The organism is Humidesulfovibrio sp., from assembly GCF_031082295.1.
Taxonomy (GTDB): domain Bacteria; phylum Desulfobacterota; class Desulfovibrionia; order Desulfovibrionales; family Desulfovibrionaceae; genus Humidesulfovibrio.
Genome location: NZ_JAVHLD010000055.1, coordinates 1 through 9,405 on the forward strand (window position 1 = coordinate 1; position 9,405 = coordinate 9,405).

Annotated in this window: 9 protein-coding genes; 7 read left to right on the forward strand and 2 right to left on the reverse strand. The window is 67.2% G+C overall.

The genetic code is table 11. The features are described from left to right. The first annotated feature begins 166 nt into the window (after positions 1–166). Complete coding sequence (locus RDU24_RS15450; protein ID WP_308736686.1) at positions 167–1,351, forward strand: glycosyltransferase; 1,185 nt, start codon at positions 167–169, stop codon at positions 1,349–1,351. A 44-nt stretch (positions 1,352–1,395) separates the two neighbouring features. On the opposite strand, the gene RDU24_RS15455 is transcribed toward RDU24_RS15450, so the two are convergent. Next, the gene (locus RDU24_RS15455) at positions 1,396–2,103 is read right to left on the reverse strand and encodes a response regulator transcription factor (protein ID WP_308736678.1); all 708 of its coding nucleotides are present in this window, start codon (positions 2,101–2,103) and stop codon (positions 1,396–1,398) included. A 156-nt stretch (positions 2,104–2,259) separates the two neighbouring features. Between RDU24_RS15455 and RDU24_RS15460 the strand changes: the two genes are divergently transcribed. Next, the gene (locus RDU24_RS15460) at positions 2,260–2,478 is read left to right on the forward strand and encodes a hypothetical protein (RefSeq protein WP_308736679.1); all 219 of its coding nucleotides are present in this window, start codon (positions 2,260–2,262) and stop codon (positions 2,476–2,478) included. A 16-nt stretch (positions 2,479–2,494) separates the two neighbouring features. On the opposite strand, the gene RDU24_RS15465 is transcribed toward RDU24_RS15460, so the two are convergent. Continuing rightward, positions 2,495–3,184, reverse strand: a complete 690-nt coding sequence (locus tag RDU24_RS15465; RefSeq protein ID WP_308736680.1) for a hypothetical protein — start codon at positions 3,182–3,184, stop codon at positions 2,495–2,497. 414 nt (positions 3,185–3,598) lie between these two features. Here RDU24_RS15465 and RDU24_RS15470 point away from each other — a divergent pair, with 414 nt between their 5' ends. The 5 genes from RDU24_RS15470 (at position 3,599) to RDU24_RS15490 (ending at position 9,302) form a co-directional block, all read left to right on the forward strand. Continuing rightward, on the forward strand, positions 3,599–4,450 hold the full coding sequence (locus tag RDU24_RS15470) for a sulfide/dihydroorotate dehydrogenase-like FAD/NAD-binding protein (RefSeq protein ID WP_308736681.1): 852 nt from the start codon (positions 3,599–3,601) through the stop codon (positions 4,448–4,450). 1 nt (position 4,451) lies between these two features. Further along, complete coding sequence (gene gltA / locus RDU24_RS15475; protein ID WP_308736682.1) at positions 4,452–5,915, forward strand: NADPH-dependent glutamate synthase; 1,464 nt, start codon at positions 4,452–4,454, stop codon at positions 5,913–5,915. Positions 5,916–6,537: 622 nt separating this feature from the next. Continuing rightward, entirely contained in the window at positions 6,538–7,371 is an 834-nt protein-coding gene (locus tag RDU24_RS15480; RefSeq protein WP_308736683.1) for a phage capsid protein, read from the forward strand. A gap of 31 nt (positions 7,372–7,402) precedes the next feature. Continuing rightward, complete coding sequence (locus RDU24_RS15485) at positions 7,403–7,651, forward strand: hypothetical protein (RefSeq protein ID WP_308736684.1); 249 nt, start codon at positions 7,403–7,405, stop codon at positions 7,649–7,651. Between the two features lie 208 nt (positions 7,652–7,859). Then, complete coding sequence (locus RDU24_RS15490; protein ID WP_308736685.1) at positions 7,860–9,302, forward strand: UTP--glucose-1-phosphate uridylyltransferase; 1,443 nt, start codon at positions 7,860–7,862, stop codon at positions 9,300–9,302. Positions 9,303–9,405 lie beyond the last annotated feature (103 nt).

Consider the following 9,405-nt stretch of genomic DNA (forward strand, 5'->3'; position numbering starts at 1 on the left):
CTGTTTCAGGTTCCTCCTGAAACAGCCCTTTCCGCGCATGATGGGGGTCCGGGGGCCGCTGCCCCCGGCCGCCGGAGGCTCTCGTTCCTTGCCCTGTCACTTCAGGCACATGACAATGTTGTCGTGATGCGTTAGGTGTCGCGCTATGGTTGAGCCGCTCAGGGTCATGCATGTCATCACGGGATTGAATCCCGGTGGTGCGGAGACGTGGTTGGCGCGTTTGTTGTTGCGTTTGCCGCCGGAGCGTTTTGCGTGCCGGGTGGTGAGCCTGCTTGAGGGTGGCGCCATGGCTGGCGTGATCCGGTCCATGGGCGTGCCGGTGGAGAGTTTGGGCATGGGGCGCGGTTTGCCGGACCCGCGCGGGCTGTGGCGCTTGTCGCGGCTGATGCGCGCGCACAGGCCGCAGGTGGTGCAGACGTGGCTGTATCATGCCGATTTGCTGGGGCTTTTGGCGGCGCGGCTGAGCGGCTGCGGCGCGGCGGTGAGCTGGGGCTTGCGTTGCGCGTACATGGATTTGGCGCAGTACGGGCTGGGCACGCGGCTGACGTTGAGCGCTTGCGTGGCGTTGTCGGGCTGGCCCGAGGCGGTGACGGCCAATTCCCAGGCTGGCGCGGAGCATCACCGGGCGTTGGGGTATAGGCCCCGGCGGCTGGAGGTGTTGGAGAACGGCGTGGACGGCGGGCGTTTTTGCCCGGACGCCGTGGCGCGCGGGCGGTTGCGTGGGGAGTGGGGCGTGGCCGAGGGCGCGCCGCTGGTCGGCCTTGTTGCGCGGGTGGACCCCATGAAGGGCCACGGGGTGTTCTGCCGCGCGGCCGAGGAGCTGTTGCGCGTGCGGCCCGACGCGAGATTTCTGTTCTGCGGCGAGGGCACGGAGCCGGGGGGCGCGGAGCTTGGCGGGTTGATCGCCCGGCACGGGCTGGAGGGTGCGGCCCTGCGGCTGGGCCGGCGCGAGGACATGCCGCAGGTGTATGCCGCGCTGGACGCGCTGGTGCTGCCGTCCCTGGGCGAGGGCTTTCCCAACGCGCTGCTGGAGGCGCTTTCCTGCGCCGTTCCGTGCGTGAGCCTGGACGTGGGCGACGCGCGGACCATGTGCGGTCCGGGGGGGCTGGTGGCCCCGGCAGGGCTCTCGGCGCCGGGCGTGCCGGAGTCGGAGCGGGCGGGGTTCATCGCGCGGGCGCTGGGGCAGTTGCTGGCGCTGGGGCCGTTCGAGCGGTCGGAGCTGGGCCAGCTGGGCCGGGCCCATGTGCTGGAGCGCTACGGCCTGGACCGGGCGGTGGAGCGCTGGGCGGCTCATTTCGAGTCCCTGTCCTGCGGCCATGCGCCACTTGCCGATACTAAGAGAATAGACTGAATTTAAATGATTTTACGCTGTCGATAGCCTACCGATAGCCCTCGCTATTTCGCTCCCTCGGCCAGGGGCTTGAAGCGATAGCCCACCCCGCGAACGGTCTCGATCCAGTCGGCGTAGGCGCCAAGCTTTCCGCGCAGGCGGCGCATGTGCGTGTCCACCGTGCGCGAGGTGCCGTCGAAATCTGTGTCCCACACGGTGTCGAGCAGCCGCTCGCGCTGGAGCACCCGGCCCTTGGCGCGCACCAGTTCGCGCAGGATCTTGTGCTCGGTGCTGGTCAGCCCCACGTCCACGCCGTCGATGGTCACGCTGTGGGCCTCGAAGTCGATGGCCAGCCCGCCCTCGCGGAACCCGGCCTCGGCCTCTTCCGGGGCGCTGGCGGTGCGGCGCAGCACGGCCTTGATGCGCAGCAGGAGCTCGCGCGGGCTGAAGGGCTTGGGCACGTAGTCCTCGGCCCCCAGCTCCAGGCCCACGATGCGGTCCACCTCGTCGCCCAGGGCGGTGAGCATGATCACCGGCACCGAGCGGGTGCGCTCGTCCTGCTTGAGCCTGCGGCAGATCTCAAGGCCGTCCATGCCGCCGGGCAGCATAACGTCCAGCAGCACCAGGTCGGGCCGCGCGCGGGAGGCCAGCTCAAGCGCCCGCAGGCCGTCCCCGGCGGTGCGCACCTCGTAGCCCGCGTTCTTGAGGTTGTAGGACAGAAGCTCCCTGGTCTCCAGGTTGTCTTCCACCACGAGGATGTTCTTCTGGCTCATGCTCGCCCCCTGTCTGGACATTGTCGCCGGGTGTAAAGTCCTGGCCCGGCCTGGCCGATAATCTTGGCATGGGTGGAGGATAGCAGCGCCCGGCGGTCCGGGCAAGGTCCGCGCGGCGCAGGCGTTTCCACCCAAGCCACAGGAAGCGGAGGGTGCATGTACTACCACGGATTCGACAAGAAGTTCCCCTCCGGCAAGACCCCCTGGACCCAGGGGGACGACCAGTTGGTCGGCCTGCTCTTCTCGAAGATCGTCACGCGGACGGCCCGGCTGGAGGCCACAGGCATGGTGGACTCACCCGGCCTGGCCGACGAGATGGCGCACAACCTCTTCGATCTCATGCTCTACATCAACAAGGACTTCCACTCCTGCTAGACGCCCCGGCGGAGCCTCAAGCCACGGCCTGGAGCATCGGCCGCGGACAGACGAAGCCCGCCGCGCACGCCAGGTAGGCCTTGGTGGCGCGCATGGCCTGGGCCAGGGCCGCCTTGCGCCCGGCCTGGTCCGGCTGCGGGGGTGCGGCGTTTCCTGGCGGGCCTTGCGCCGTTTGGGCCACGCCCTGGGCCGGGGAGCCTGGCGCTGCGGCGGTTGTTGCGTCTGTTGCGGCTGCCGCCTGGGTGGGTCCGGCTGGCTGTTCCCAGGTACTGGATGCCGTTCCGTAACTCTTTGCGGCCTGTGCGGCGCGGCTGCGGGCGGCCTCCAGGTCGAGGGGGAAGGTGCTGGACTCGGGCCGGCCTTGCGGGCGTTCGGACTCCACCGCCGGGGTGGCGTCCACCGGCGGCGGGTCGGCCAGCTTCGGATTGACCAGGATATGCCCGGGCAGTCTCGGATTTGTCAGGCTCGGGTCGGTCAGGGTGGCGGCGGCAATGGGGTCCACAGGGGCGGACGCGGGAGAGGGCTCGGGGGCGGAGGCGGGCTCGGCCGAGGCTTCGGCGGCGCCCTGCAGGCCTTCCCAGAGCAAACGGTTGGTGGAGTAGGTGAGGCCGAAGGATCCCACGCGCAGGGAAACCCGGCGCGAATGCACCTGCGGCCGCACCGCGGCGAAGGGGGAGGCGCTGGCTGAACGGACGGGCGCGGTCATGGCCGACTCCGGGGTTGCCCGGGCTTTCGGTCCACCAAAAAAAGACCGGAAGCCGCGTGTTCCGCCATCCGGTGCGCCGCCGATCTTCTCGGTCGGCTCCCCCAATCCAGTGGGGTCCGTCAGGCTTCAGGCGTCTTCCGTCCGTGGAAGGCAGGCGCGGGCCGCTCCGAACAAGGAGCCAAGGCAGGCGCGCCATGGCAAAGCTGTAACCACGCTGCGTCTGTTTGGCAAGCCCTGCGCAGAATTATTTTCACGCCGCACACCTGCGGCCGCCTGCCGCACACCATGCGGAAAATGCCGCGCACCCCGCCGTTTACGGCGAAATGCTTCAAGCGTGGCAGGCCCGTACGTATTGCATTCGCCAGGGTGACGCGCTACAGCCTTGGCAACCCCAAAACCCACCATGAGGACCACATGAGCTATCGCATCCTGCAGAAGAAAATTCTCATCCCAGGGCAGACCACCTTGCTGGTCATCGACGCGCCCCACGTGGCGGCCAAGGCCAAGCCTGGCAATTTCGTCATCCTGCGCACCTCGGAAAAGGGCGAGCGCATCCCGCTCACCATCGCCGACTGCGACGCGAAGGCCGGGACCGTGACCATCGTGTTCCTGGTGGTGGGCAAGAGCACCGCCGAGCTCAACACCTTCGAGGAAGGCATGAGCCTGCCCGACTTCTGCGGGCCGCTCGGCAAGGCCACCCACATCGAGAAGCAGGGCACAGTCATCTGCGTGGGCGGCGGCACCGGCGTCGCGGCCATGCACCACATCGCCAAGGGCCACGCGGCCGCGGGCAACCATGTGGTGGCGGTCATCGGCGCGCGCAACAAGGACCTGCTGCTCTTCTGCACCGAGCTCGGCACCTTCTGCCCCGAGGTGCTCGTGGCCACCGACGACGGCTCCGTGGGCCACAAGGGCTTTGTCACCGAGGTGCTGAAAAAGCGCCTGGAAGAGGACAAGGACGTCTCAGAGGTCGTGGCCATCGGCCCCGTGCCCATGATGGAAGCCGTGGCCAAGGTCACCAAGCCCTTCGGCGTCAAGACCACCGTCAGCCTCAACTCCATCATGGTCGACGGCATCGGCATGTGCGGCGCCTGCCGCTGCACCGTGGGCGGCGAGACGAAGTTCGCCTGCGTGGACGGGCCCGAGTTCGACGGACACGCCGTGGACTTCGGCGAGCTCAGGCTGCGCCTGGGCCAGTTCAAGCCCGAGGAGCAGGAGTCCATGAAGCTCTTTCAGCAGAAATGCCAGTGTGGGGAGGGCAAATAGCATGAGCGACGCACCCGAGAAGAAGGTCATGAAGAAGACCCCCCGCACCGAAATGCCCACCCAGGCCCCCATGCTGCGCATCCAGAACTACCTGGAGGTGGCCCTGGGCTACACCGAGGCAGATGCCAAGGCCGAGGCCGACCGCTGCATCCAGTGCAAGAAGCCCATGTGCCGCCAAGGCTGCCCGGTGGAGATCGACATCAAGGGCTTCATCGGCCAGCTCCAGAAGGGCGACCTGCCCGGCGCCTACAAGGTCCTGCGCGACTACAACTCCCTGCCCGCCGTGTGCGGCCGCGTCTGCCCCCAGGAGACCCAGTGCGAGGGCTCCTGCATCCTGGGCAAGAACCCGGACAAGACCGGCGGGCCGGTGTGCATCGGCCGCCTGGAGCGCTATGTGGCCGACACCTTCGCCGCGCGCCTGGCCCAGGGCGACAGCGCCTGCCTGCAGATCACCGGCGAGGCCGCCTGCCGCATGGAGCGCCCGGAGCTGAAGGTCGCCTGCATCGGCGGCGGGCCGTCCAGCCTCACCGTTGCCGGATACCTGGCCGCGCTGGGCATCAAGGTCACCGTGTTCGAGGCCCTGCACGAGGTCGGCGGCGTGCTGGTCTACGGCATCCCCGAGTTCCGCCTGCCCAAGGAAATCGTCCGGCGCGAGGTGGAGGCCATGAAGGCCCTCGGCGTGGAGTTCAAGACCAACTGGGTCGGCGGCAAGGCCATCCTGGTGAACGAGCTCTTCGACCAGGGCTACAAGGCCGTGTTCCTGGGCGTGGGCGCGGGCCTGCCCCAGTTCATGAACGTGCCCGGAGAGAACAACATCGGCGTGTTTTCCGCCAACGAGTACCTGACCCGCGTGAACCTGGGCCGCGCCTACGACTTCCCCAACCACGACACGCCCATCTTCAAGGCCGACAACGTGGCCGTCATCGGCGGCGGCAACGTGGCCATGGACGCCGCGCGCACCGCCCTGCGCCTGGGCGCCAAGAACGTCTACATCGTCTATCGCCGCACCAAGGACGAGATGCCCGCCCGCCACGAGGAGCTGGAGCACGCCATCGAGGAGGGCGTCCAGCTCAAGTGCCTGTGCGGCCCGCTGGAGTTCGTGGGCGACGAGAACAAGCGCCTGAAGAGCATCCGCCTCCAGAAGATGTGCCTGGGCGAGCCCGACGCCTCTGGCCGCTGCCGCCCGGTGGCCATGGAAGGCCAGACCGACGAGCTTGAGGTCGGCCTCGCCGTCATCGCCGTGGGCACCAGGCCCAACCCCATCCTGCTCGAGGCCACGCCGGGCCTGAAGCTCACCAAGCGCGGCTACATCGAGGCCGACCCCGAGACCGGCGAGACCAGCATCCACGGCGTGTTCGCCGGCGGCGACATCGTCACCGGCGCGGCCACCGTCATCAGCGCCATGGGTGCGGGACGCAAGGCCGCCAAGGAGATCGCGCGGCGAGTGCTCGGCACCGACCTGTAGGCGACTGCGTCCATAGGGGAGGAGAACCAGGGGCGCCGCCCCTGGACCCCGCCAAAGGGCCTGAGGCCCTCTGGACTCCCCAGTACGTGACAGGCTCCTGTGGACGCAAAGCCGTCCACAGGAGCCTGTCACTTTGGGTCAGTCGCGAGAGGGTCTCTTTCCCTTGAGCCCTCGAGTTGGCTTCAAAAGAGACTATTTTTAGAAGCTCAGCCTGCCCTCGCCCCCCTGCCCAGCCCCATTGGGGGGGGCCGGGCGTCAGCCGTTACGATGAGCGGTCTTCCGCGAATCTTACGGCTGTCGACAGCATAGATGGGCCTCAGGCCACCGGCGGGGGTCCAGGGGCAGCGCCCCTGGCCGCATCCTGGCCCGCCCAAGAACCCTGTCAAGAGGGAATTTTTGTCCTTTTTCCGGCCAAAAATAGGGAATTTTTGTCCGAGGGCAAAACCTGGGGTATACTGTGCCCCAGCGGACCCGGCGTGGGTTCGCACCCGGCCCCGCTTCGCCGCGCGCCGGAGCGCCGTCTCTTCCTCTGGGGCACCATCTTGATCCTGGCCACCTCACGGCGCGCGGCGAAGTCTCTGGGACACCCGGCAATCCGAAACCCCGAAACACGGAGGATTGCATGTCCACCAGCATCACCAACTCGTTCATCGCCATGTACGTGGCCGATGTGCACGAGGCCTACCAGCAGCGCGGCAGCAAGCTGCGCAACACCGTGCGCCTGAAGACCAACATCACCGGCGCCACGGCCGTGTTCCAGAAGAACGGCAAGGGCGCCGCGGGCAAGAAGACCCGCCACGGCAACGTGCCCCTCATGAACGTCGACCACTCCACCGTCACCGCCACCCTCGAAGACTGGTACGGCGCGGACTATGTGGACAAGCTCGACGAGCTGAAGAGCAACACCGACGAGCGGCTGGTCGTGGCCAACGCCGGGGCCTACGCCCTGGGCCGCAAGATCGACGAGCTCATCCTGGCCAAGCTCGACCAGACCGCCAACGTGGTGGCCGAGGACGGCAAGGGCCTGACCAAGGCCAAGATCCTGGAGGCCTTCGCCCAGTTGAACTCCAGGGACGTGCCCGACGACGGCAGCCGCTTCGCCGTGGTGGGCGCGCACCAGTGGAACGAGCTGCTCGACATCAGCGAGTTCAAGAGCGCCGACTTCGCGGGCGACCGCTACCCCTGGCTCAAGGGCACCGAGAGCCGCACCTGGCTCGGCATCACCTGGATGTTCCACACCGGCCTGCCCCTGGTCTCCGGCACGCGCAAGTGCTTCCTGTACCACCGCAACGCCGTGGGCCTGGCCGAGGGCCAGGACGTGAAGGTCTTCACCGACTGGGTGCCCGAGAAGGCCGCCCACCTGGTGGACCACCTGCTCTCCGCGGGCGCGTGCCTCATCGACGAGGACGGCGTGGTGGAGATCGACTGCGACGACGACGCGGCCCTGGCCGCCTAGCCGCAACCCTCAAACGAAAAGGAGAACCAACGTGAGCTATGACGCTTCCACCATGAGGCTCATGGGCGGCGTGCCCGGCCAGCAGCTGTTCCTCTACCGCACCCCGGACGCCATCGGCACCGTGGACGACGCGGGCTACTTCGATGCCGCCGTCGACGAGTACAACCTGTCCACCGGCGACATGGTCCTGGCCGTGACCAGCTTTGGCGGCGTCCAGGCCCTCTCGGCCCTGGTGGTCGGCGTGGCCGCGGGCCAGGCCTCGGTGACGCCGCTGGCCTAGCGCCGGCCTTCCTGCAGGCGGTCCACCCGCCAAGGCACAAACCCCCCTCCCGCCCGGCCAGGTCCACCCTGCGCCGGGCGTTTTCGCGTCCGCGCCACGCATTATTCCGGCGGGCAACCACTCCTGCTTGCAATTAGCACAAGTTCGCGCCTATACTGTAATAACTGAAATAACACAGGCTGGGCCGCGCGCCTCACCCGGAGCGACAATGAAGATTACCTGCCTCACCGCACAGGACGCCTCGGTCCACAGCATGTTCCGCCCCTTCGCCCTCAAGATGGAGGAGCGGCGCATCCCCTCCATCGTCATCAACGTGTTCAAATGCTACTACACGCAGATCATGCAGGGCGCCCAAGGCAAGACCAGCGACGCCGACATCGACCCCGTGGCCGAGGGCGAGGTGCCGCCCTACGAGTCGCTGGAAGAATATATCGAGGCCGGGCGCGCCGCGCTCAAGCACACCGTGGTCATCAAGCTCAACGGCGGCCTGGGCACCAGCATGGGCCTGGAGCGCGCCAAAAGCCTCATCCCCGTCAAGGACGGCCACACCTTCCTCGACATCATCGTGCGCCAGGCCAAGGTGCTGCGCAAGAAGTACAAGTCCCCGCTGCCGCTGGTGCTCATGAACAGCTTCAAGACCCACCGCGACACCATGCTCAAGGTCGAAAGCCTGGACAACGGCGACACCGGCATCCCGCTGGCCTTCGTGCAGCACATGTACCCCAAGATCCTGGAGGCCGACCTGGCCCCCGCCGACTGGCCCCAGAACCCGGAACTGGAATGGAACCCGCCAGGACACGGCGACGTCTACACCGCGCTCGTGACCTCCGGCCTGCTCTCCAAACTGCTGCGCCACGGCTACCGCTACGCCTTCCTCTCCAACTCAGACAACCTGGGCGCGGTCATGGATTCGCGCCTGCTGGGCTACATGGCCAAGGAGCAACTGCCCTTCCTCATGGAAGTGGCCCAGCGCACACACCTGGACCGCAAGGGCGGACACCTGGCCCGCGTCAAGCTCTCGGGACGCCTCACGCTGCGTGAACAGGCCCAATGCCCGGACAACGAGCAGGACAGCTTCGCCGACATCGAAAAGCACCGCTACTTCAACACCAACTCCCTCTGGGTCGACCTCGAAGTGCTGGAACGCGTGTTCGTCGAAAACCTCATGATGCCGCTCGACCTCATCCTGAACCCCAAAACCCTGGACCCGCGCGACCCGGAATCTCCACCCGTGCTGCAGGTCGAAACCGCCATGGGCTCGGCCATCTCCGCCTTCAAGGACGCCCGCGCCGTGCTCGTGCCGCGCACACGCTTCGCACCCGTCAAAACCACCCAAGACCTGCTGCTCGTCATGAGCGACTGCTTCATCCGTACCAAGCTCGAAACCATCGAACAAAACCCCCTGCGCACCACACCCCTGCCAAGCATCTCCCTGGACCAAAAATACTACAAGAAAATAGACATGTTCCAGGAACGCTTCCCCAAGGGCGCACCCTCGCTGCTGGCCTGCGACCGGCTGGAAGTCCACGGCGACGTGCGCTTCGGAAGAAACGTCAAATGCACCGGCAACGTGCGCGTCATCAACCGCGCGCGCAAACAACTCAAATTGCCCGACAACTCCCAACTCGAAGGCGAAGTCATCCTCGAATAGCCGATGCCGGAGCCGAAGCCTGAGCCAGAGCCTGGGATGCCTCCGGCGGCCGGTGGCCTGAGGCCCATCTATGCTGTCGACAGCCGTAAGATTCGCGGAAGAC